The sequence below is a fragment of the Kitasatospora sp. NPDC093558 genome, assembly GCF_040683475.1.
GTDB lineage: Bacteria > Actinomycetota > Actinomycetes > Streptomycetales > Streptomycetaceae > Kitasatospora.
Window position 1 is genome coordinate 1 of record NZ_JBFBDY010001244.1, and the last position, 1,269, is coordinate 1,269.

At 71.1% G+C, this 1,269-nt stretch carries 1 protein-coding gene; it reads left to right on the forward strand.

What is annotated here, in order from left to right:
* On the forward strand, positions 1–1,269 hold a 1,269-nt coding region (locus AB0O00_RS40070), incomplete at both ends, for a hypothetical protein (RefSeq protein WP_363659595.1).

A 1,269-nucleotide genomic window follows, 5' to 3' on the forward strand; every position in this document is an offset into this window, starting at 1 on the left:
GCTGTTCTTCCGCCGGGGCGTCTTCCCCATGACCGTCCAGGACCTGCTCGCCGGCCTGCCCCAGCCGCCCGGCGGCCTGCCGAACGCGGTCTACCTCATCGGCGAGGCCGGGCAGATCCCGCCGGACGCGTCGCCCGCTCCGTACCGCGACTTCCGGTTCGCCATCACCCGCACCGCCCTCCAGAACAGGGAGGTGGACCTGCTGATCAGCACCGGCGCGGGTGACGACCCCGCCACCACGTTCCTGCAGGTCGCCGCCTGGGACCCGGCCGCCGGGGTCTTCAACTACTACGCGCGGATCAGCCCGAGCTGGGTGTGGTCCGGGGACTCGTGGTCGGCGCTGGCCCAGGAGTCACGCGGCAGAGGGTGCTTCGACAGCCATGTCAACGGCAGCGTCGTGATGAAGGAACTGACCCTGCCATGGAGCAACTGGCAGTCCCAGTCCGCGACCATCCGCCTCGCCGCCGACGACCCGCTGCGCGCCGACCCGCTGTTCGCCCAGGTGGTGGGCGCGGAGAACCTGGAGCCGACGGTCCGTTCGCTGGTCGGCCGCTGGACGGCAGCCCGCCTGGCGGCCGTCACCAGGACCGGGACCGTCGACCGGCCGGACCACCTCATGCGGCAGTTGTTCACGACCACCTCGGTCAACCTGGCCAGCAGCGCCGTCCAGAGCTCGACCATCACCGCGGCGAGCGACGACTTCCCCCTGCCCATCGGCTTCTGGCTGAACCGTCAGGCCCTGCTCGACGACCTGGAGCTGCCGGTCACGGCGTCCTTGCCACGGGTCCCCGCCGTCGAGTACGTGGCGAGCCTGACCGAGTTCGGCTTCCGCCTCCAGGAACGGGCCAGCGGTTTCTCCCAGCCCGGCGACACGTTCTTCGCGTTCGTCTTCCCCGAGGCAGCCTTCGAGGACAACGACGTCGTTCGCCAGATGGTGCAGAGCGGGCTCATCACGGCGAAGTTCGCCGCCTGCGCCCTCATGGTCGACTTCACCAACCCGGTCTTCAGCCCCGACCGGGCCCAGCTGATGACGTACGTTCCGACGGGTGCCACCGCGGTGGGCGGGCTTGCCACACAGATCGCCCAAGCGATCGCGCAGGCCGCCGCCGGGCTCCCGGCCACCAGTCCGGAGGCCCGGTTCGCCGCCGACTGGGCCCTGGCCGACACCGACTGGCCGAAGATCTTCGGCGGGCGCATCGACGCCTATCTGGGCCAGGTGGCCGCCCGTATCGGCACCCCGGCGGGTTTCCGGGACTACGTGCGGCTGGC